Here is a 21,126-nt window from a genome sequence, read left to right on the forward strand (position 1 = left end):
CCGTCTACCTTGCTTCTTCGCCCACCGTGACGATCACCCGCACCGAGTCCAGGCGCAGCCGGGTGCCCTCGATGGCCTCGTCCAGCGCCTGGCGTTCGGCGCGCAGCGCGGTGAGCTCGTCCTCGCGCACCGCCGGGTTGTGGCGTGCCAGGGCCGTCAGGCGGGCCAGCTCCCCATCCAGCGCCTCGCGCATGCGCCCCTGGGCCGCCTCGGTGATGGAGGGCAGCTCGCGCTCCGCCTCGGCCTCGCCGCGGTCGAGCAGCTCGCGCAGCACCTCCAGGCGGCTGCGGATCAGGTCCCGCGCCATCGCCTTCTTGACCTTCTGCAGGTTCTTCGAGAGCCCGGTGAAGGAGATCTTGTCGGTCAGGTTGACGCCCGACTCGTCGAGCAGCACCCGCACCGCGGTGGGCGGCAGGAAGCGGTTGAGGTGCAGCTTCCTGGGGGCCGGGCAGTGGGTGCGGAACACCAGCTCGGCCATGATCCGCCCGGGGGGCAGCGCCGGGTGCCGGAGCAGCGCCAGCGCGGTGTTGCCCATGGTGCCGTCCAGGATCCGGCCCATCATCTCGCGCAGCAGCGGGTGCTCCCAGGAGAGGCGCTGGACATCGTCCCGGGAGAGCGCGCGCAGCCGCGAGAAGGTGGCCGAGAAGCCCTCCTCGCCCTTGGCCAGGCCGGGCAGGCCGTCGAGCATCTGGGGGCTCGGCAGCAGGTGCTGGATGCCGCCGCCCAGCTCCTGGCTGTCCACCCCGAAGATGTCCAGGGCCAGGTCCAGGTAGCGGGGCAGGGCGCGGTCCTCGTCCAGCTCGCGGATCGCCGCCGCCACCGCCTCGGCGCGGCCGGGGCGGCAGGCGTTGAGCTCCAGCAGGCGGTTGCGCCCGGCGTCGCGCTCGGCCAGGCGGCTCTCGAACAGCACCCGGGTCTCCTCGATCACCTCCGCCATGCCCTCGTCGTCGACCAGCGCCTCGGCCAGGGCGTCGCCGAAGGCATCGAAGATCTCGCTGCCGATGCCGTGGGGGGCGCTGAAGGCGTCCATGCCGTCGCGGTACCAGCGCAGCAGCTTCTCGCCGGGGCTGGCCTCGAACACCGGCACGTGGATCTCGATGGCGTGACGCTGGCCGATGCGGTCCAGGCGGCCGATGCGCTGCTCCAGCTGGTCCGGGTGCAGCGGCAGGTCGAACATCACCAGGTGGCGGCAGAACTGGAAGTTGCGCCCCTCGGAGCCAATCTCCGAGCAGACCAGCACCTGGCAGCCCTCCTCCTCGTCGGCGAAGGCCGCCGCGGCGCGGTCGCGTTCCACCAGGGAGAGCCCCTCGTGGAACACCGGCGCGTGGTAGCCGCCCAGCACGCGCAGCGCCTCGGCCAGGCCCTGGGCGGTCTCCCGATCATGGGCGATCACCAGCACCTTGTCGCCGGCGAGCCCCCCCTCGCCGTCGTCGGCCAGCCGCTCCAGCAGCCAGTTGACCCGCGGGTCGATCTGCCACCAGGGCTCCTCGTTGAGCGGGTCGTCGGCCAGGGCCCGGTACATGGCGTCCAGGTAGATCAGCACCTCGGGGTGGTCGAGGCCGGTCTCGATCAGCAGCTCGTCGAGGTAGTCCTCGTCGCGCTCCAGCTTGCGCAGCACCCGGCGGTAGGCCGAGGGCGGGGCCAGCTCGGTGACGTGCAGGCGCCGCTCCGGGAAGCCGCCCACGTGGCGGCGGCTGTTGCGGAACATCACCCGGCCGGTGCCGTGGCGGTCGAGCAGCTGGTCGCGCAGCTGGTCCCGGGCAGCCGCATGCTGGGCCTCGCTGGCCTCGGGGTTGGCCAGGGTGGCGAGCAGCGCCAGGCTGTCGGCCTCGTTGATCACCGCGGCGACCCGGTCGCGGTCCGCGTCATCGCCGGGCAGGCGCTCCAGGGCATCGATCGCCTCGGCCACCTCCACGTAGTGGGCCTCCTCCTCGCGGAAGCGCTCCAGGCTATGGTAGCGGTCCGGGTCGAGCAGGCGCAGGCGGGCGAAGTGGCTCGCCACGCCCATCTGCTCGGGGGTGGCGGTGAGCAGCAGCACCCCCTCGCTCTCGCCGGCCAGGCGCGCCACGCAGGCGTAGCCGGGGCCCATCTGCTCCTCGCTCCAGTCCAGGTGGTGGCCCTCGTCGACGATCAGCAGGTCCCAGGCGCAGGCCAGGGCCTGGGACTGGCGGTGGGGGTTGGCGAACAGCCAGTCCTGACTGGCCAGGATGATCTGCCCGGCCTCGAAGGGGTTGGTATCGCCGTGGGCCTGGCTCTGCTGCTCGTCGAGCAGGGTCACCTCGAGGGCGAAGCGGCGCAAGAGCTCCACCAGCCACTGGTGGCAGAGGCTCGCCGGCACCAGGATCAGCGCCCGCTCGGCACGCCCGGTGAGCAGCAGGCGGTGCAGGATCAGGCCCGCCTCGATGGTCTTGCCCAGCCCCACCTCGTCGGCCAGCAGTACCCGGGGGGCGTGGCGCCGGGAGACCTCGTCGGCGATGTAGAGCTGGTGCGGGATCAGGTCGATGCGCGGCCCAGCCAGGCCCAGCGCGGGGTTCTGCTCGATGCGATGGTGGTGGTGCAGGGTGCGGAAGCGCAGCTCGAACCAGTCGTTGCGGTCCACCTGGCCGGTGAGCAGGCGGTCGCGGGCCTGGTCGAACTGCATGGTGTCGGCGAGCCGTGCCTCGGGCAGCTCGGTGAGCTCGCCCCGCTCGTCCTCGCCGATATAGACGATCAGGCCGCCGATCTCCTTGGTGTCGTCCACGGTCAGGGTCCAGCCCTCGGCGGCGCGGATGCGGTCGCCGCTGCCGAACACCACCCGGGTCAGCGGGGCCTGGCGGCTGCTGTAGGTGCGGGTTTCCTGGCTGGCGCCGAACAGCACGGTGACGCTGCGCGCATCGCAGCTCAGGATGGTGCCCAGGCCGAGTTCGGCCTCGCCGTCGCTGATCCAGCGCTGGCGGGGGGAGAAGTCGCTCATGATGCCTCGGAGGATGCTGAAGAGTGGGTGCGCTCATGGCCGCCGGGACGGGGCGGGCCGAACAGGGCGCGGTATCTTACAGCAAAGGGCGGCGCGGCTTAAGCGTGGTGATTCGTCTCGGGCCGTTGCTCGAGGCTATTCCGGCGACAGGCCCTCGAGGGGGCGCTGTGAATACATCCCTGTACGCTACCGATGCCATCCCTGGCATAGGACCCCCTCTCCGGCCTGCCCCCGGCGCCTCTCGCTGCAGGCAACTGCAACAGAGTCTGTCGCGTCGGGCCATACCGATGGGGCGTGTCTCAGTGACGATCTAGCCAGGCGCCGAGCTGGGCCCGGGAGAGCTCGCCCACGTGGCGCTCCACGGCGCGCCCGGAGGCGTCGAACAGCAGGGTGGTGGGCAGCCCTGGCGCCTCCAGCAGCACCATCAGCTCCTGGCGCGGGTCGAGCAGCGGGTAGCGGAACTCGAGCCCCTGGTCGTCCAGGTAGCGGATCACCTGCAGCAGCTCCTCGCCCTGGTTGGCCACCACCACGGTGACGCCGTCGCGGGCGTCGGCCTCGGCCAGCAGTGGCATCTCGCGCAGGCAGGGTGGGCACCAGGTGGCCCACAGGTTGAGCACCACCGTCTCGCCCTGCAGGTCGCGCAGGTTGATGGTCTCGCCGTCGAGGGTCTCCAGGGTGATATCGGGCAGCGCGTCGATGGTCAGGCCGCTGCCCAGGGGGGCCAGCGTCACCATCACCAGCCACAGGCTCGCCGCCCCCACGGTCAGCGCCATGGCGCCGATCAGCCGCAGCAGATGGTCGCGCAGGGCCCAGCCGGTCCACAGCAGCGCGGCGACCAGCCCCCACAGGCCGTGGAAGCCCGGCTGCCACAGCTTGAGGATGTCCAGCGGGGCCGCGGCATAGGCCTCCAGGTGCAGCAGCACGTGGCCGGTGCGCGCCCCCACCAGCCAGGCCAGCACCAGGCCGTTGAACCAGCGGGCGTGCTCGCTCCGCGGCAGTCCCAGCAGCCAGGCGCTCAGCGCCAGCAGCAGCAGGGCGGCGCCCAGCGCGTAGAGGCGCGGCACCGAGAGCAGCACGGGGCCGAGGGCGATGGCATCCATGGGGCGGGCTCCTGAACAATGGGGCAGGGTCGTGGCGATGCAGGGTCGGCGACCGGCGCGCGAGCGGGTACACTTGGTCACCCGAAAAGGCGCTGCCTGCGTCGATACCCTGACCCTGCCAAGCCTACTGCCGGGCGGCAGGGCTGTCATCCGTCCGCCACCCTCGTCATGGGAGCCTGCATGGCCAAGCCTGCCTTCGACACCCTGCGCGCCCTAGCCATCGCCAGCCAGGCGCTGGGCTTCATCCTGATCATCACCCTGGAGACGATGATGGGCGACGCCGCCCGCTACTGGCAGGGCTGGACCCTGGCGGCCATGGTCGCCACCGCGCTCGGCATCGCCCTGGTGCGGCTCTATCGCCGCAACAAGGCGCGCAAGGCGCTGGCGCGACGGCTGGCCGACGACGATGGCGATGCCTGAGCCGTGGCGGCCCGCCGGCGGGCCGCCACGGCTCCGGCTCGCCCCGCTGCTGGCGCTCCTGCTGCTGCTGGCGGGCTGCGCCGGCGCCCCGCAGCCGCGCGTGCACACTACGGCGCTGCCGCCCTGGGAGGTCGCCGAGACCCCCCTGGGCCGCTGGGCCGCCGAGCAAGCCGAGGCCCACCCGGGCCAGAGCGGCCTGGCCCTGCTGGCCAACGGCAAGGATGCCTTCGCGGTGCGTGGCCTGCTCACCGCCCGGGCCGAGCGCCGCCTCGACATCCAGACCTACCTGATGGGCGATGGCCTGACCACCCGGGTGCTGCTGGCCCGGGTGCTGGACGCCGCCGAGCGCGGCGTCGAGGTGCGCCTGCTGATCGACGACATCGGCGCTGTGGGGCAGGGCCAGCGCCTGGCCGCCCTGGACAGCCACCCCAACCTGCAGGTGCGCGTCTACCACCCGCTTCCGGTGGGGCGCGCCAACCTGGCCACCCGGGTGCTGGCCACCATCCCGGTGCTGCCGCGCCACCACCGGCGCATGCACAACAAGCTGTGGATTGCCGACAACGCCCTGGCCATCGCCGGCGGCCGGAACCTGGGCGACGAGTACTACAACGCCAGCGAGCCGCGCAACTTCGCCGACCTGGACCTGCTGGCGGTGGGGGCGGTGGTCGAGCCGCTGTCGATGAGCTTCGATCTCTACTGGAACCATGGCCTGGCCCAGCCCGGGGGGCGCTACCACCGCGTCGAGGCCGACGCCTGGCGGGCCCTGCGCGAGGAGCTTGCCGCCCGGCTCGCCGAGGAGAGCGATTCCGACTACTTCCAGGCGCTGCGCGAGCGCCACGAGGAACGCGATCGCCAGCGCCTGGTGGATGTCCTGCACTGGGGGCAGGCCGAGGCGCTGTGGGACCCGCCGGGCAAGCCGGCCTGGCGCGGCCGCCCGGCCCTGGACGAGACCATGGCGGGGCAGCTGTGGGCGCGGGTGGCCCCCGAGGCGCGCCTGAGCCTGGTCTCGGCCTACTTCGTGCCCACCGCCGAGGGCAGCCGGGTGCTGCAGGAGCTGGCGGAGTCCGGCGTCGCGGTGGAGGTGGTCACCAACTCCCTGGAGGCCACCGATGTGCCGGTGGTCCACGGGGCCTATATGCCCCATCGCCGCGCGCTGCTGAAGAGCGGCGTGGCGCTCTTCGAGCTGCGCGCCGAGCACGCCGACGGCGAGGGGGCCACCATGGGCATGCCGGGCACCTCCGCCTCGGCGCTGCATATCAAGGCCCTGGCGATAGACGAGGAGACCGTCTTCGTGGGCTCGGCCAACGCCGACCCGCGTTCGGTATGGTGGAACAGCGAGCTGGGCGTGCTGGCCGAGAGCGAGGGCCTGGCCCGGGAGTTTCGCGAACTGGTGGAGGAGGGGGCGAGCCCCGAGCTGAGCTACCGGGTGACCCTCGACGACGGCCGGCTGGGATGGGAGACACGCCATGACGACGAGATGGTCCGCCTCGCCCGGGAGCCCGGCGGCCCCTGGCGACACGCCAACGCCTGGCTGACCCGCCTGCTGCGGCTGGAGCGCTGGCTGTAGCGCGCCCCGCCCGTCGAGACGCGAGCAAGGAGAGACGCGATGAATGACCCCCAGACCCGAGACGCCGAGGAGGCGAGCCAGGACGCGGAGCGGCGCCAGGCCCGGCGCGAGCGACTCCAGGTCACCCTCGGCCTCTTTCTCGGCCCCCTGGCGGCGGCACTGCTGCTGTGGATGGAGGCGCCGGCGGACATGCCGGCGGCGGCCTGGCAGGTGGTGGCGCTGACCGCCTGGATGGCGGTGTGGTGGGTGCTGGAGCCGGTACCCATCGCCGTCACCGCCCTGCTGCCGGTGGCGCTGCTGCCGCTGCTCGGCGTGGGCACCATCCACTCGGTGGCCGCCCCCTACGCCAATCCGCTGATCTTCCTCTTCCTCGGCGGCTTCCTGCTGGCCGAGGCGATCCAGCGCTGGGGCCTGCACCGGCGCATCGCCATGCTGGTGCTGCGGGTCTCGGGCAGCCGCCCGGACCGGCTGGTGGCGGGCTTCATGCTCGCCACCGCGGCGCTGAGCATGTGGGTCAGCAACACCGCCACCGCCGCGCTGATGGTGCCCATCGGTCTATCCGTGCTGGCCATGCTGGAGCGCCAGGGCGGCGCCGGCGCCAGCCACCATATGGCCCTGACGCTGCTGCTGGGGATCGCCCTGGCCGCCAACATCGGCGGCATGGGCACCCTGATCGGCACCCCGCCCAACGCCCTGCTGGCGGGCTTCATGGGCGAGAGCTACGGCATCGAGATCGGCTTCGCCCAGTGGATGGCGGTGGCCGTGCCCCCCTCGCTGCTGCTGCTGGCGCTGGCCTGGTGGCTGCTCACCCGCTGGGTCTACCCGGTGGAGCGCCGCGAGGTGCCCGGGGTGGCCGAGATGCTCGCCGACCAGGCCCGGGATCTCGGGCGCATGACCCGGCCCGAGCAGCGGGTGGCGGCGATCTTCGTTCTGGTGGCCCTGGCCTGGATCACCCGGCCGCTGCTGGAGGGGGGCCTGGGGGTGGAGCTCAGCGATGCCGGGATCGCCATCATCGGGGCGCTGCTGCTGTTCGTGGTGCCGGCGCGCTGGCGCCAGCGCCAGTTCCTGATGGACTGGGAGAGCGCCAAGCACCTGCCCTGGGGCGTGCTGATCATGGTGGGTGGCGGGCTCAGCCTCGGCACCGCCATCGAGGGCAGCGGCCTGGCCGCCGTGGTGGCCGAGGGGCTCGGCGTCTTCGGCAGCTGGCCCGCCTGGACCATGGTGGCCATGGTGGCGCTGGCGGTGATGCTGATGAGCCACGTCACCAGCAACACCGCCACCGCGGCGGCGATCCTGCCGCTGACCGCCTCGCTCACCGTCAGCCTGGGGGCGAGCCCGCTGCTGCTCTCGGTGCCGGTGGCCATGGCGGCCAGCTGCGCCTTCATGCTGCCGGTGGCGACGCCGCCCAACGCCGTGGTATTCGCCAGCGGCAAGCTCAGCGTGGCCGAGATGGTGCGCGCCGGGGCCCTGATCAGCGTCGCGGCGCTGCTGGTGATCATTCTGGTGGTCTTTGCCCTGGCGATGCCGATCCTCGGCTTCGGCTGGGCGGCCTGATCCAGGACATGGCCGAAACGCCCGCAGGGTCTAGTCTGTAGGAAGTGGGGCGAATGCCTCCTCCTTCAACACTGTGAAAAGGGCAGTCACGCCATGTACAAGACCCTAGTGGTTCCCGTCGACGGCTCCATCCACGCGGAAAGAGCGCTTGCGGTGGCGGCCGAGCTGGCGCGCAGCGGCGGCGCCACCCTCCACCTGCTCAATGTCCCCGAGTCGGCGCCCGACAACATCGGCATTCTGGTGGGCGGCAGCACCGAGCCCATGTCCGAGGTCGAACGCGAGAAGCTGGCGGAAGGGATGCGCAAGGCCGGGCAGCAGGTGATCGACAAGGCCAAGGCCGCCGTCGACCTGGCCGGCATCGAGGTCAAGGAGCTGGTACGCCAGGGCAAGCCCGGCGAGCGCATCATCGAGGCCGCCGAGGAGCTCAATGCCGATGCGATCGTCATGGGCAGCCGCGGCATGAGCGATCTCAGGGGCATGGTGGTGGGCAGCGTCTCCCACCGGGTCAGCCACACCGCCGGCTGCAGCGTGATCACCGTGACCTGACGCGCCGCCGCCTCACCGCCCAGCGAAAGGATGAAGAAGCGCAGGGGTGACAAGACAAGAGACAAGAGAGGTGCGGCAAGTGACGCGGTGACAAGAGGGGCACACGAAAAAGGCCTTGCGGATAACCGCAAGGCCTTGAATTCGTTGGTCGGAGCGACAGGATTCGAACCTACGACCTCTGCCTCCCGAAGGCAGCGCTCTACCAAGCTGAGCTACGCTCCGACGCGTTGGGCTGATGCCTCAACGGGGTCGCATTATACCCGCCGCGGGGCGCTTTGCAAGCCCTGCGCGGCGGGCCGGTTCACGCCTTGCGCTCGACCGCCAGGCGGGCCAGATCGGCCATGCTGTCGCGATAGGGCGAGGCAGGCAGCTTCTCGAGCTGTGCGAGGGCCAGGTCGGCCATCTCCTCGGCCCGGGTGCGGGTGTAGTCGAGGGCGCCGGTGGCGTTCACGATGGCCAGCACCTCGTCGAGATGGTCCAGCCCGCCCTTGCGGATCGCGCGGCGGATCACCGCGGCCTGCTCCGGGGTGCCGGCGGCCATGGCCTGGATCAGCGGCAGGGTCGGCTTGCCTTCGGCCAGGTCGTCGCCGACGTTCTTGCCCATCGCCTCGGCGTCGCCCTGGTAGTCGAGCAGGTCGTCGATCAGCTGGAAGGCCAGGCCCAGGTAGCGGCCATAGTACTGCAGGGCGGACTCCTGCTCCGGGGTCGCCTCGGCGAGGATGGCGCCGCTGTGGCTGGCGGCCTCGAAGAGCATGGCGGTCTTGCCCTGGATGGTCTCGAAGTAGGCCGCCTCGTCGATATCCGGGTTGCCCACGTTGGTCAGCTGCTGCACCTCGCCCTCGGCGATGACGCAGGTGGCGGAGGAGAGCACGTCCATGATCCGCATGGAGCCCACCCCTACCATCATCTGGAAGGAGCGCGAGTAGAGGAAGTCGCCGACCAGCACCGAGGGGGCGTTGCCCCAGGCGTCGTTGGCGGTGGCCTTGCCGCGGCGCATATGGGACTCGTCCACCACGTCGTCATGCAGCAGGGTCGAGGTGTGCATGAACTCGATCAGGGTGGCCAGGGTCACATGGCGCTCGCCCTGGTAGCCCAGCGCCCGGGCCGCCAGCAGCACCAGCAGCGGGCGCAGCCGCTTGCCGCCGCTCTCGATGATGTACTGGCCGATGGTCTCCACCAGCGGAATCCGCGAGTTGAGCTGGTCCATGATGGTGCGGTTGACCGCGGCGAAATCCTCGGCCACGACGGCGTGGATCGGCGATGGAGCGGCGGCGGGGGAGGAGACATTGGCAGTCATGGAGGCGGCTTCGACGGAATTGATGGGGGCCGGGGCGTGGCGGCCCCCTCTGGCCTTGGGTTGCCGGCCATGCTATGGGGCCCCCTCAAGGGCGTCAAGGCGAGCCGCCGCGGGGTGGGCATGCCGGCGCCAGCGGCAGGCGCGGCGCGGGTTGTGTCGCCATCGGCACGCGGTTATAATGCGCGGCCCACTCATCCCGCTCCCTGTCAGATGGTGCCAGAAGAGGCGCCACTCGCCGCAGGTCGATCAAGAGCCAACCCTGATGAGTCCTGGAGAGAAAAGCATGTAAGCAGTTATCAAGAGCGGCGGCAAGCAGTACCGCGTTCAGGAAGGCCAGACCCTCAAGCTGGAGAAGATCGAAGTCCCGACCGGCGAGTCCGTCGACTTCGACGAGGTGCTGCTGGTTGCCGATGGCGACGACGTCAAGATTGGCGCCCCGCTGGTCGAAGGCGCCAAGGTCTCTGCCGAGATCGTCTCCCACGGCCGTGGCGACAAGGTCACCATCATCAAGTTCCGTCGCCGCAAGCACCACATGAAGCGTCAGGGCCACCGCCAGTGGTTCACTGAAGTCAAGATCACCGGGATCTCCGCGTAAGCGGCCCATCCCCTGAACGGAGGATTTTTCCATGGCACATAAGAAGGCAGCCGGCTCCACGCGTAACGGCCGCGATTCAGAATCCAAGCGCCTTGGCGTCAAGCTGTTCGGTGGCCAGGCCGTCACCGCCGGCAACATCATCGTGCGTCAGCGCGGCACCAAGTTCCACGCCGGCGTCGGCGTTGGCCTCGGCCGCGACCACACCCTGTTCGCCCTGAACGACGGTGTGATCAAGTTCGAGACCAAGGGTCCGAAGAACCGCAAGTTCGTCAGCGTCGTCTCTGCCTGAGACGCCTGAGGCTTGCAGCAGGAAGGCCCCGCCCAGGCGGGGCCTTCTTGTACATATACTATGGCGGTTGGGATCTCAGGTGCCGTCAGGAGAGTGACAGATGCAGTTCGTCGACGAAGCCTCGATCATCGTGGAGGCCGGCAATGGGGGCAATGGCTGCCTCAGTTTCCGGCGTGAGAAGTATGTGCCCAAGGGCGGCCCGGACGGCGGCGATGGCGGCCACGGCGGCAGCGTCTACCTGATCGGTGATGACGCCCTCAACACCCTGATCGACTTCCGCTACCAGCGCTTCTACAAGGCCCAGAACGGTCAGCCCGGCATGGGTCGGCAGATGAGCGGTCGCGCCGGTGAGGACCTGCACATCAAGGTGCCGGTGGGCACCACGGTGATCGACGAGGAGACCCTCGAGGTGATCGCCGACGTCACCGAGATCGGGCAGGTGGTGCTGGTGGCCCAGGGCGGGCGCCGGGGGCTTGGCAACATCCACTTCAAGTCCTCCACCAACCGCGCGCCGCGGCGGACCACGCCGGGCACCGCGGGCGAGCGCCGCAACCTGCGCCTGGAGATGAAGGTGATGGCCGACGTGGGCCTGCTCGGCATGCCCAACGCCGGCAAGTCGACGCTGATCCGCGCCGTCTCCGCCGCCAAGCCCAAGGTGGCCAACTACCCCTTCACCACCCTGGTGCCCAACCTGGGGGTGGTGAAGCTCGGCATGCACGAGCACTTCGTGATGGCCGACGTGCCGGGGCTGATCGAGGGGGCCTCCGAAGGCGCCGGGCTGGGGCTGCGCTTCCTCAAGCACCTGACCCGCACCCGGCTGCTGTTCCACGTGGTGGACGTGGCGCCCTTCGACGAGTCCGACCCGGTGGAGGTCGCCGAGGCGATCATCCACGAGCTGGGCGAGTTCTCCCCGGCGCTGGCCGAGCTGCCGCGCTGGCTGGTGCTCAACAAGCTCGACCTGCTCCCCGCCGAGGAGCGCGAGGCGAAGGCCGACGAGATCGTGCGCCGCCTGGGCTGGGAGGGGCCGGTGTTCCGCATCTCGGCGATCTCCGCCGACGGCACCGACGCCCTGGTGCAGGCCGCCCACCGCTGGCTCACCGAGCAGCGCCAGCTCGAGAACGAGGACGAGGAGGCTGCCGAGCGGGCCCGCGAGATGCGTGCTCGCATGGAGGACGAGGCGGTCGCCCGCACCGAGGCGCGCCTGGGCCGCAGGCGCAAGAAGGTCGATGAGGACGACGACGACTTCGATGACGACGATTACGACGTCGAGGTCGAATACGCGCCCTGATGAAGTAGACTTGCGATAGAGGGGTCGGAGACGGGAGGTGCCTGATGAACGCCCTGTTGAGTCGTATCACGATTGACCCTGCCCAGTGCGGAGGCAGGCCCTGCATTCGTGGCATGCGTATTCGAGTGGTCGACGTGCTCGACCTGCTGGCGCAAGGGTTGACCGCACAGGAAGTGCTCGAGGAGCTGCCGGATCTGGAGCAGGAGGATATCCTGGCGTCTCTGCAGTTTGCCGCGCGCCGTCTCGACCATCCCGTCCTCGCGGCATGATCCTCTGGGTCGACGCCGAGCTAGTTCTTCCCACGAAACTTCAGGAATTCACATGACGGAAGGGGTTATGAATCCCGGCCGCGAGGCGCTGGCGGGCGCCCGGCGGGTGGTGGTGAAGATCGGCAGCGCGCTGCTGACCAACGACGGTCGCGGCCTCGACGAGACCGCCATCGGCGGCTGGGTCGACCAGATCGCCGCGCTGCATCGTCGCGGCATCGAGGTGGTGCTGGTCTCCTCCGGCGCGGTGGCCGCCGGCATGGTGCGTCTCGGCTGGCAGGCGCGCCCCTCGGCGGTGCACGAGCTGCAGGCCGCCGCCGCGGTAGGCCAGAACGGCCTCACCGAGTGCTACGAGGGCCACTTCGCCCGCCACGGCCTGCTCACCGCCCAGGTGCTGCTGACCCACGACGACCTCTCCAACCGCAAGCGCTACCTCAACGCCCGCTCGGCGCTGCGCACCCTGGTCGACCTGCGGGTGGTGCCGGTGATCAACGAGAACGATACCGTGGTCACCGACGAGATCCGCTTCGGCGACAACGACACCCTGGGCGCCCTGGTGGCCAACCTGCTGGAGGCCGATGCGCTGATCATCCTCACCGACCAGGAGGGGCTGTTCGACGCCGACCCGCGCGGCAACCCCGAGGCGCGGCTGATCCACGAGGGGCGCGCCGACGACCCGGCGCTGGCCGCGGTGGCCGGCGGCGGCGGGGCGCTCGGCCGTGGCGGCATGGTGACCAAGATCCGCGCCGCGCACCTGGCGGCGCGCTCCGGCGCCTTCACCGCCATCGCCAGCGGCCGCCAGCCCGAGGTGCTCACCCGGCTGATGGCGGGCGAGCGCCTGGGTACCCTGCTGCGCCCGGACCAGGCCCCCATCGCGGCGCGCAAGCGCTGGCTGGCCGGCCAGCTGCAGGTGCGCGGCACCCTGACCCTGGATGCCGGGGCGGTGAAGGTGCTGCGCGAGAGCGGCTCCAGCCTGCTGGCGGTAGGGGTCAAGGCGGTGGCGGGGCAGTTTCGCCGCGGCGACATGGTGCTCTGCCTCGACGAGGCCGGCGAGCGCGTGGCCAAGGGGTTGGTCAACTACGGCGCCGATGACGCCGCGCGCCTGCTCGGCAAGCCGAGCCACCAGATCGAGGCGATCCTCGGTTTCATGGAGGCTCCGGAGTTGATCCACCGCGACAACCTGGTGGTGTTGTAGCCGCGCTTGTCACCGGCGCTATGGCAAGCGCCGCGCGGGCTGTGATAGGATACGCCATCCTCTCAGACACGGCCCGTGAACGATCGCTGATGTCAAGCGGTCGGCCAGATGGCCAAGCCGGCGGAAAGTCGTGTACTTTTCTGCCGGATCAATACGTTATCGATGCCGTCATCACACGGGCGGCGAAGAATCTCCAAGGAGACATCAAGTGGCAAACAGCAAGCAAGCTCGCAAGCGCGCCCGTCAGGCCGAAGGCCGTCGTGTACTGAAATCTAGTCAGCGCTCCATGGTGCGCACCTACATCAAGCGCGTCATCAAGGCGATCAACGGCGGCGACCACGCCGTGGCCATGGCCGAGTTCCAGCAGGCGCAGCGTGTCATCGACCGCATCGCCGACAAGGACGTGCTCTCCAAGAAGCGCGCCGCGCGTCTGAAGAGCCGCCTGAACGCTCGCGTCAAGGCGCTGGCTGCCTGAGCAGACCGGATGCCATCGGAGTGACTCGCCCCTGAGGGCGGGCCTCCAGCAGAAAGACCGGCTGCGGCCGGTTTTTTTGTGGCTGCCTTTCTCTCCGGACGCCAGTCGAGGACGCAGACGTGACGGATCGCGAGCAGACGCCCCCCACCCCGGTGGGCGAGAACGACAAGGTGGTGGCCCCCAAGGCCGGCGGGCTGATGCGCTCGGGCCTGGTGGTCAGCGTGATGACCATGCTCTCCCGGGTCATGGGCCTGGTGCGCGACGTGGTGGTGGCCACCCTGTTCGGCGCCGGCAGCGGCGCCGACGCCTTCTTCGTCGCCTTCAAGATCCCCAACTTCATGCGCCGGCTGTTCGCCGAGGGGGCCTTCAACCAGGCCTTCGTGCCGGTGCTCTCGGAGTACGCCACCCGCGGCAGCAAGCGCGAGGTGAAGGAGCTGCTCGATGCCGTCTCCGGCAGCCTCACCGTGGTGCTGGCGCTGCTCACGGCGCTGTTCATGGTCGCCGCCCCCTGGCTGGTGTGGGTGTTCGCCCCGGGCTTCGGCCGCGACCCCGCTAAGCTCGCGCTCACCGCCGACATGCTGCGGCTCACCTTTCCCTACCTGCTGCTGATCTCGCTGACGGCCTTTGCCGGCAGCGTGCTCAACACCTGGAACCGCTTCGCCATCCCGGCCTTCACCCCGGTGCTGCTCAACCTCTCGCTGATCGGCGCGGCGCTGCTGCTCACCCCGCTGATGACCGAGCCGGCCATGGCGCTGGCTTGGGGGGTGCTGATCGCCGGCGTCGCCCAGCTCGCCTTCCAGGTGCCCTTCCTGGTGCGCCTGGGGCTGATGCCCAGGCCCTGGCCGAGCTTCGTGCACCCCGGGGTGAAGCAGATCATGGTGCTGATGGCACCGGCGCTGTTCGGCGTCTCGGTCTCCCAGATCAACCTGCTGCTCGACACCATCCTCGCCTCGCTGCTGGCGCCGGGTAGCGTCTCCTGGCTCTACTACTCCGACCGCCTGGTGGAGCTGCCGCTGGGGGTGTTCGGCATCGCCATTGGCACCGTGATCCTGCCGGCGCTCTCCAAGCGCCACGCCGCTCAGTCCGGCCAGCACTTCAGCGAGATGCTCGACTGGGCGATCCGCGCCGTGCTGCTGCTGGGGCTGCCGGCTGCCCTGGCGCTGGCGATACTCGCCGAGCCGCTGTTGATCTCGCTGTTCCACTACGGCGCCATGACCGAGCACGACATCACCATGGCGGCGATGAGCCTGCGCGCCTATGCCTTCGGCCTGGTGGCCTTCATGCTGATCAAGGTGCTGGCGCCGGGCTTCTTCGCCCGCCAGAACACCAGCACGCCGGTGAAGGTCGGCATCATCGCCATGGTCGCCAACATGGTCTTCAACCTGATCCTGATCTGGCCCCTGGCCCACGCCGGCCTTGCGCTGGCCACGGCGCTCTCGGCGTTCCTGAATGCCGGCCTGCTGGGCTGGCTGCTCCACAAGGAACGGGTGCTGGTGTTCCAGCCCGGCTGGGGGCGCTACGCGGTGCAGCTGCTGGGTGGCTGCGCGGTGATGGGGCTCGGCCTGTGGCTGATCGCGCCCGACTGGCAGGCGTGGCTGGGCTGGAGCGTCTGGACCCGGGTGGCCTGGCTGGGCGCCCTGGTGGTGGCCGGCGCCGGCGTTTACTTCGCCTGGCTCGCGCTGACCGGGGTGCGCCTGCGGCAGTTCAAGATGAAGAGCTGACCTTGTAGACATGATGGATTGACCTGCCCCACCTCAACGTCGTGGGTTATGTTGAGGTTGGGCCAGAACACAGAGCCACTATTGAGGGAGGCAGGTCATGAAACAGTCTAACGCAACTCAGCGATCCGTTGTCGACCGCACTGTCACCGAGCGGATCAACGCCGCCAGCTACGTTCACGCCGCCTATATCGGCCTGGACGTGCATAAGGCCAGCATCTCGGTGGCGGTCGCTGAGGCAGGCCGGCAAACGCCCGAGTTTCGCGGTGAGATCCCCAATGAACCCAAGGCGATCGACAAGCTGATTCGCCAGATGAGCGAACGCTTCGACGGGCAGCCCCTGCTGTTCAGCTACGAGGCCGGACCCTGCGGCTACGGGGTCTATCACCAGGTCCAGGCCAGCGGCCATGACTGTGAGGTGGTAGCACCGACCCTGATCCCGCGTCGTGCCGGCGCGATCGTGTCAAGACTGACCGCCGCGATGCGCAGATGCTGGCCCGCCTGTCGCGCTCTGGAGAACTCACCCCCGTCTGGGTACCCACGCCGGAACAGGAAGCGATACGCGACCTGACGCGGGCTCGGGAGGATATGAAGGCCATCGAGCTCAAGGCGCGTCAGCGGCTGAACGCCTTCCTGCTGCGACACGGCAAGGCCTACCCCGGCAAGAGCAAGTGGATTCCTGCCCACTTTCGCTGGCTGGAAACGGTGCGCTTCGACACCCCGGTTCAGCAGATCGTGCTGCAGGAGTACATCGAGGCGGTGCGCGAAGCGCAGCGCCGCGTGGCCGGCCTGGAGAGGCAGATGGAGGCAGCACTGCCGGACTGGTCGCTGGCCCCGGTGGTCGAAGCCATCCAGGCGATGCGCGGCGTCAGCCTGATCACCGCCATGACGGTGATGGCTGAGCTGGGGGATATCAGCCGTTTTGATTCGCCCTGTCAGCTGATGGCCTATCTGGGGGCTCGTGCCCAGCGAGCACTCGAGCGGGGGTAGCCGACGCCAGGGTGGCATTACCAAGACCGGCAATGGCCATGTACGACGCGTCCTGGTGGAGGCTGCCTGGAGCTACCGCTTTCCGGCCCGCAAGACGCGCATTATTGAGCAGCGGGCCGAGAGGACCTCGCCGACGGTGCAGGCGATAGCCTGGGCCGCGCACAGAAACGACTCTGTGGGCGCTACCGCCGGCTGGCGGCCACGGGCAAGGCCAAGCAACAGGTGGTGACGGCCGTGGCTCGGGAGCTCACCGGCTTCCTGTGGGCGATTGCCTGCGAGGCCATGGGCAAGCCGCACGGCAGCCGAGCCACGGCATGATCATTCCGTCCCAGTGCCTTCGGGTCAGGGAGCGTCGGGCCGGTGGGAGAACCCCTGACGCTCCTATGAGGCCCCCGCCCTCCGGGGCAGGGTGACCCTCGCTCGTAGACCAGGGCAGCTCCGCGACGAAGTGATGACAGGTCGGTACCCAACCCACGAATACCAGAGAGATCCACCGTCGCTGATAGCCCCTCGCTTCCTGATCCGAAGGCATTGAGGACGACAATAGACAACAGAGACAACCGAACCCTTGACGGGTCAATCCATACCAGGAGCCAGGCTCCGCCGGGCGAATGAGGGCTGACCGGACTTTGTGGGAGCCAGGCTCCGCCGGGCGAATGAGGGCTGACCGGACTTTGTGGGAGCCAGGCTCTGCCGGGCGAATGGCGCCGCAGGCGCCCCGGCGGTGTTGCTAGCGTTGGCGCATGCCGCCAGGAGCCCTTCGGTCTCCATTCGCCGGGCATAGCCCAGCTCCCACAGGGTGGCCGCAGCGAATCGCGCTGGATTGCCAGTGGCCAAGCCCGCCCCGGCTGTCAAGGGGCCGGCGGTCCGGTATAATCGCCCACTTTATGACCATCCTTGCGCCACTTACCTTTCGCATTCACCAAGCCAGCGGGGCTCGAGCAACGCCATGCAAGTGATCCGAGGACTACACAACCTGCGCGACGAGCACCGCGGCTGCGTGGCCACCATCGGCAACTTCGATGGCGTCCACCGCGGCCACCAGGCGATTCTCGACCAGTGTCGCGAGCAGGCCGCCAAGCTGCAGCTGCCGGTCACCGTGGTGGTCTTCGAGCCCCAGCCCCGGGAGTTCTTCGCCGGCGACCAGGCGCCGCCGCGGCTCACCCTGCTGCGCGACAAGGTGCGCCTGCTGGGCGATGCGGGGGTGGAGCGGGTGCTCTGCCTGCCCTTCAACGACGCCCTGCGCGGCCTCACCGCCGAGGCCTTCATCGAGAAGGTGCTGATCGAGGGCCTCGGCGTGCGCCACCTGGTGGTGGGCGACGACTTCCGCTTCGGCTGCGATCGCCGCGGCGACTTCCACCTGCTCACCGAGGTGGGCGAGCGGCACGGCTTCAGCGTCGAGCACACCCGCACCTTCACCGTCGACGACGACCGGGTCTCCAGCACGCGCATCCGCACCCTGCTGGCCAGCGGCAACTTCGAGGCGGCGGCCCGGCTGCTGGGGCGGCCCTATCGCCTGGGCGGCCGCGTGGTGGCCGATCAGAAGCTCGGCCGCACCATCGGCGTGCCCACCGCCAACCTGCCCCAGCCGGTGCGCTCCCTGGCGCTGCAGGGTGTCTATGCGGTGGTCAGCGAGTTGCCCGACGGCCGGCGCCTGCCTGGCGTGGCCAATATCGGCTGGCGCCCCACGGTGGGCAGCACCCGGCCGGTGCTGGAGGTTCACCTGTTCGACTTCGACGGCGACCTCTACGGCGAGCGCCTGCGCGTCTTCCCTTGCGCCAAGCTGCGCGGCGAGGTGAAGTTCGAGCACTTCGACGCCCTCAAGCGCCAGATCGGGGCCGACCAGCGCCGCGCCCGCGCCTATTTTTTACAGCGCCCCACCTTCAATAACGACGATTCTCTTCCTCTGGCATCGGCGCCGCTGGCGCGCGAGGCCGTGACTTCCGATTCCTCGGCGGGGACCCCCGCCGACCACGACGACGGCTGACCCCCAGGATATGAGCGACTACAAGCACACTCTGAACCTGCCAGAAACCGATTTCCCGATGCGCGGCATGCTGCCCAAGCGCGAGCCGGAGCGCCTGGCCGAGTGGCAGGAGAAGAACCTCTACCACCGCCTGCGCGAGGAGCGCCGGGGCAAGCCGCTGTTCGTGCTGCACGATGGCCCTCCCTACGCCAACGGCAGCATCCACATCGGTCACGCCGTCAACAAGATCCTCAAGGACATCATCGTCAAGTCGAAGAACCTGGCCGGCTTCGATGCCCCCTACGTGCCCGGCTGGGACTGCCACGGCCTGCCCATCGAGCACAAGGTCGAGACCACCCACGGCAAGCACCTGGCCGCCGAGCGCGCCCGCGAGCTGTGCCGCGAGTACGCTGGCGAGCAGATCCAGGGCCAGCTGGCCGATTTCGTGCGCCTGGGCGTGATGGGCGACTGGGACAACCCCTACCGCTCCATGGATTTCGCCAACGAGGCCGGCGAGATCCGGGCCCTGGCCGACATGGTCGAGGCGGGCTACGTCTTCAAGGGCCTGAAGCCCGTCAACTGGTGCTTCGACTGCGGCTCGGCACTCGCCGAGGCCGAGGTGGAGTACGCCGACAAGAAGTCCGACGCCATCGACGTGGCCTTCCCGGTGGAGGACGCCGACCGCCTGGCCGCCGCCTTCGGCCTGGCCGCGCTGCCCAAGCCCGCCGCCATCGTCATCTGGACCACCACCCCCTGGACCATCCCCGCCAACCAGGCACTCAACGTCCACCCCGAGTTCACCTACGCGCTGGTGGATACCGGCGAGCGGCTGCTGGTGCTGGTGGAGGAGCTGGTCGAATCGTGCCTTTCGCGCTTCGGCCTCACCGGCGAGGTGATCGCCACCGCCCGCGGCGAGGCCTTCGACGGCATCCGCTTCCGCCACCCCTTCTACGATCGCCTCTCGCCGGTCTATCTGGCCGACTACGTCGAGGCCGAGGTGGGCAGCACCGGCATCGTCCACTCCGCCCCCGCCTACGGTATGGATGACTTCGTCACCTGCCGCGAGCACGGCATGGCCTTCGAGGAGATCCTGAGCCCGGTGCAGGGCAACGGCGTCTACGCCGACGACCTGCCCTACTTCGGCGGCCAGATGATCTGGAAGGCCAACCCGCAGATCGTCGAGAAGCTGCGCGAGGTCGGCGCGCTGATGCACCACGAGCCGATCACCCACAGCTACATGCACTGCTGGCGCCACAAGACCCCGGTGATCTACCGCGCCACCGCCCAGTGGTTCGTGGGCATGGACGTGAAGGGCAGTCACGGCAAGACCCTGCGCGAGCGCGCGCTCGCGGGCATCGAGGCCACCCAGTTCACCCCGGCCTGGGGCCAGGCGCGCCTGCACAGCATGATCGCCAACCGCCCGGACTGGTGCATCTCCCGCCAGCGCAACTGGGGCGTGCCGATCCCGTTCTTCCTGCACAAGGCCACCGGCGAGCTGCACCCGCGCACCGTGGAACTGATGGAGGAGGCCGCCAAGCGCGTGGAGAAGGAGGGCATCGACGCCTGGTTCCGCCTCGACCCGGCGGAGCTGCTGGGCGAGGAGGCCGCCGACTATGAGAAGGTCACCGACACCCTGGACGTCTGGTTCGACTCCGGCACCACCCACCGCCACGTGCTGCGCGGCTCGCACCCCCACGGCCACAAGAGCGGCCCCGTGGCCGACCTCTACCTGGAGGGTTCCGACCAGCACCGCGGCTGGTTCCACTCCTCGCTGCTCACCGGCTGCGCCATCGACGGCCACCCGCCCTACCGCGGGCTGCTCACCCACGGCTTCACCGTGGACGCCCAGGGCCGCAAGATGTCCAAGTCCATGGGCAACGTGGTGGCCCCCCAGGAGGTGATGGACAAGCTCGGCGCCGACATCCTGCGCCTGTGGGTCGCCTCCACCGACTACGGCAACGAGATGGCGGTCTCCGACGAGATCTTGAAGCGCACCGCCGACGTCTACCGCCGCATCCGCAACACCGCGCGCTTCCTGCTGGCCAACCTCAACGGCTTCGAGCCGAGCCGCGACGCCGTGGCCTTCGGTGAGATGCTGGCCCTGGACCAGTGGGTGGTGGACCGCGCCGCCCAGCTGCAGGTACGCATCGAGAAGGCCTACCAGGAGTATCGCTTCCTCGACGTCTACCAGCAGGTCCACGGCTTCTGCGCCCGGGAGCTGGGCGGCTTCTACCTGGACGTGATCAAGGATCGCCAGTACACCACCCAGACCGACTCCCTGGCGCGGCGCAGCGCCCAGACCGCCCTCTACCACGTGGTGGAGGCGCTCGCTCGCTGGGTCGCCCCGATCTTGAGCTTCACCGCCGAGGAGATCTTCGAGAACATCCCCGGCGAGCGCGGCGACAGCGTGCTGCTGGAGGAGTACTACCAGGGCCTTGCCACCCTGGACGACGGCGCCGAGATGGGCCGCGACTTCTGGGAGCAGGTGCTCGAGGTGAAGCAGGCGGTGAACAAGTGCCTGGAGGACGCCCGCAACGCCAAGACCATCAAGGGCAGCCTGGCCGCCGAGGTCACCCTCTACGTGGACGACACCCTGCAGGCGACGCTTGCCAAGCTGGGCGAGGAGCTGCGCTTCGTGATGCTGACCAGCGACGTGACCCTCAAGCCGCTCGCCGACGGTGAGCAGGCCGAGGGCGCCGAGGCCACCGAGCTTGCCGGCCTGAAGGTGGCCGTGGCCGGAAGCCCGCACAGGAAGTGCGAGCGCTGCTGGCACCACCGCGAGGACGTGGGCAGCCACGAAGGCCACGACGACCTGTGCGGGCGCTGCGTGAGCAACCTGCCCGAGGGCCCCGGCGAGACGCGCCTGTATGCCTGATTCGCACGCCAAGCACACCGGCGGCGGCCCTG

The 21,126-nt window shown here is 69.6% G+C and carries 16 protein-coding genes, 1 tRNA gene and 1 pseudogene; 14 read left to right on the top strand and 4 right to left on the bottom strand.

The genetic code is table 11. The features are described 5' to 3' along the window. Nucleotides 1–4 precede the first annotated feature (4 nt). Nucleotides 5–2,953 carry an RNA polymerase-associated protein RapA gene (gene rapA, locus B6N23_RS11785; protein ID WP_305499121.1) on the bottom strand — a complete coding sequence of 983 codons (2,949 nt, stop codon included), beginning with the start codon at nucleotides 2,951–2,953 and terminating at the stop codon, nucleotides 5–7. Between the two features lie 299 nt (nucleotides 2,954–3,252). Beyond that, a complete protein-coding gene (locus B6N23_RS11790; RefSeq protein WP_305499123.1) occupies nucleotides 3,253–4,053 on the bottom strand; it encodes a TlpA disulfide reductase family protein in 801 nt (266 codons plus the stop codon). Nucleotides 4,054–4,233: 180 nt separating this feature from the next. On the opposite strand from B6N23_RS11790, the gene B6N23_RS11795 reads away from it, so the two are divergent. The 4 genes from B6N23_RS11795 to B6N23_RS11810 all read left to right on the top strand — a co-directional run bounded on the left by B6N23_RS11795 (nucleotide 4,234) and on the right by B6N23_RS11810 (nucleotide 8,140). After that, on the top strand, nucleotides 4,234–4,473 hold the full coding sequence (locus tag B6N23_RS11795; RefSeq protein ID WP_110070530.1) for a hypothetical protein: 240 nt from the start codon (nucleotides 4,234–4,236) through the stop codon (nucleotides 4,471–4,473). Beyond that, entirely contained in the window at nucleotides 4,466–6,040 is a 1,575-nt protein-coding gene (locus B6N23_RS11800; protein WP_305499126.1) for a phospholipase D family protein, read from the top strand. Before B6N23_RS11795 ends, B6N23_RS11800 begins: the two co-directional genes overlap by 8 nt. 39 nt (nucleotides 6,041–6,079) lie before the next feature. Further along, nucleotides 6,080–7,594, top strand: coding sequence for an SLC13 family permease (locus B6N23_RS11805; RefSeq protein ID WP_305499128.1), 1,515 nt, complete (start codon nucleotides 6,080–6,082; stop codon nucleotides 7,592–7,594). Nucleotides 7,595–7,687: 93 nt separating this feature from the next. Beyond that, nucleotides 7,688–8,140, top strand: coding sequence for a universal stress protein (locus B6N23_RS11810; RefSeq protein WP_305499130.1), 453 nt, complete (start codon nucleotides 7,688–7,690; stop codon nucleotides 8,138–8,140). 145 nt (nucleotides 8,141–8,285) lie between these two features. Here the strand turns inward: B6N23_RS11810 and B6N23_RS11815 are convergent. Continuing rightward, a tRNA-Pro gene (locus tag B6N23_RS11815) sits at nucleotides 8,286–8,362 on the bottom strand. Between the two features lie 79 nt (nucleotides 8,363–8,441). Further along, nucleotides 8,442–9,437: an octaprenyl diphosphate synthase gene (gene ispB / locus B6N23_RS11820; protein WP_305499133.1), complete on the bottom strand. Its 996-nt coding sequence runs from the start codon at nucleotides 9,435–9,437 to the stop codon at nucleotides 8,442–8,444. Nucleotides 9,438–9,732: 295 nt separating this feature from the next. Here ispB and rplU point away from each other — a divergent pair, with 295 nt between their 5' ends. The 10 genes and pseudogenes from rplU to ileS all read left to right on the top strand — a co-directional run bounded on the left by rplU (nucleotide 9,733) and on the right by ileS (nucleotide 21,094). Next, nucleotides 9,733–10,032, top strand: a complete 300-nt coding sequence (rplU, locus tag B6N23_RS11825; RefSeq protein WP_305503787.1) for a 50S ribosomal protein L21 — start codon at nucleotides 9,733–9,735, stop codon at nucleotides 10,030–10,032. A gap of 31 nt (nucleotides 10,033–10,063) precedes the next feature. After that, nucleotides 10,064–10,321 (top strand): 50S ribosomal protein L27, encoded by a 258-nt coding sequence (gene rpmA / locus B6N23_RS11830; protein ID WP_110070533.1) that lies wholly within the window; start codon nucleotides 10,064–10,066, stop codon nucleotides 10,319–10,321. Between the two features lie 100 nt (nucleotides 10,322–10,421). Further along, a complete protein-coding gene (cgtA, locus tag B6N23_RS11835) occupies nucleotides 10,422–11,609 on the top strand; it encodes an Obg family GTPase CgtA (protein ID WP_305499135.1) in 1,188 nt (395 codons plus the stop codon). A gap of 44 nt (nucleotides 11,610–11,653) precedes the next feature. Next, nucleotides 11,654–11,878: a DUF433 domain-containing protein gene (locus tag B6N23_RS11840; RefSeq protein WP_169959383.1), complete on the top strand. Its 225-nt coding sequence runs from the start codon at nucleotides 11,654–11,656 to the stop codon at nucleotides 11,876–11,878. A gap of 52 nt (nucleotides 11,879–11,930) precedes the next feature. Continuing rightward, nucleotides 11,931–13,070: a glutamate 5-kinase gene (gene proB, locus B6N23_RS11845; RefSeq protein ID WP_305499139.1), complete on the top strand. Its 1,140-nt coding sequence runs from the start codon at nucleotides 11,931–11,933 to the stop codon at nucleotides 13,068–13,070. Between the two features lie 208 nt (nucleotides 13,071–13,278). Then, nucleotides 13,279–13,545 carry a 30S ribosomal protein S20 gene (gene rpsT, locus B6N23_RS11850; protein WP_302139648.1) on the top strand — a complete coding sequence of 89 codons (267 nt, stop codon included), beginning with the start codon at nucleotides 13,279–13,281 and terminating at the stop codon, nucleotides 13,543–13,545. 197 nt (nucleotides 13,546–13,742) lie between these two features. Then, complete coding sequence (murJ, locus tag B6N23_RS11855) at nucleotides 13,743–15,266, top strand: murein biosynthesis integral membrane protein MurJ (protein WP_305503789.1); 1,524 nt, start codon at nucleotides 13,743–13,745, stop codon at nucleotides 15,264–15,266. A 154-nt stretch (nucleotides 15,267–15,420) separates the two neighbouring features. After that, nucleotides 15,421–16,571: pseudogene (locus tag B6N23_RS11860) on the top strand (IS110 family RNA-guided transposase). Nucleotides 16,572–17,202: 631 nt separating this feature from the next. Next, nucleotides 17,203–18,240, top strand: coding sequence for a bifunctional riboflavin kinase/FAD synthetase (gene ribF, locus B6N23_RS11865; RefSeq protein WP_305499145.1), 1,038 nt, complete (start codon nucleotides 17,203–17,205; stop codon nucleotides 18,238–18,240). A gap of 10 nt (nucleotides 18,241–18,250) precedes the next feature. Further along, nucleotides 18,251–21,094, top strand: coding sequence for an isoleucine--tRNA ligase (gene ileS / locus B6N23_RS11870; RefSeq protein ID WP_305499149.1), 2,844 nt, complete (start codon nucleotides 18,251–18,253; stop codon nucleotides 21,092–21,094). Nucleotides 21,095–21,126: the final 32 nt, after the last annotated feature.

Source organism: Halomonas alkalicola, from assembly GCF_030704205.1.
GTDB classification, from domain to species: Bacteria; Pseudomonadota; Gammaproteobacteria; order Pseudomonadales; family Halomonadaceae; genus Halomonas; species Halomonas alkalicola.

Coding starts and splice junctions, on each gene's coding strand:
- rapA (WP_305499121.1), bottom strand. CDS start 2,953: ATGAGCGACTTCTCCCCCCGCCAGCGCTGGATCAGCGACGGCGAGGCC.
- B6N23_RS11790 (WP_305499123.1), bottom strand. CDS start 4,053: ATGGATGCCATCGCCCTCGGCCCCGTGCTGCTCTCGGTGCCGCGCCTC.
- B6N23_RS11795 (WP_110070530.1), top strand. CDS start 4,234: ATGGCCAAGCCTGCCTTCGACACCCTGCGCGCCCTAGCCATCGCCAGC.
- B6N23_RS11800 (WP_305499126.1), top strand. CDS start 4,466: ATGCCTGAGCCGTGGCGGCCCGCCGGCGGGCCGCCACGGCTCCGGCTC.
- B6N23_RS11805 (WP_305499128.1), top strand. CDS start 6,080: ATGAATGACCCCCAGACCCGAGACGCCGAGGAGGCGAGCCAGGACGCG.
- B6N23_RS11810 (WP_305499130.1), top strand. CDS start 7,688: ATGTACAAGACCCTAGTGGTTCCCGTCGACGGCTCCATCCACGCGGAA.
- ispB (WP_305499133.1), bottom strand. CDS start 9,437: ATGACTGCCAATGTCTCCTCCCCCGCCGCCGCTCCATCGCCGATCCAC.
- rpmA (WP_110070533.1), top strand. CDS start 10,064: ATGGCACATAAGAAGGCAGCCGGCTCCACGCGTAACGGCCGCGATTCA.
- cgtA (WP_305499135.1), top strand. CDS start 10,422: ATGCAGTTCGTCGACGAAGCCTCGATCATCGTGGAGGCCGGCAATGGG.
- B6N23_RS11840 (WP_169959383.1), top strand. CDS start 11,654: ATGAACGCCCTGTTGAGTCGTATCACGATTGACCCTGCCCAGTGCGGA.
- proB (WP_305499139.1), top strand. CDS start 11,931: ATGACGGAAGGGGTTATGAATCCCGGCCGCGAGGCGCTGGCGGGCGCC.
- murJ (WP_305503789.1), top strand. CDS start 13,743: ATGCGCTCGGGCCTGGTGGTCAGCGTGATGACCATGCTCTCCCGGGTC.
- ribF (WP_305499145.1), top strand. CDS start 17,203: ATGCAAGTGATCCGAGGACTACACAACCTGCGCGACGAGCACCGCGGC.
- ileS (WP_305499149.1), top strand. CDS start 18,251: ATGAGCGACTACAAGCACACTCTGAACCTGCCAGAAACCGATTTCCCG.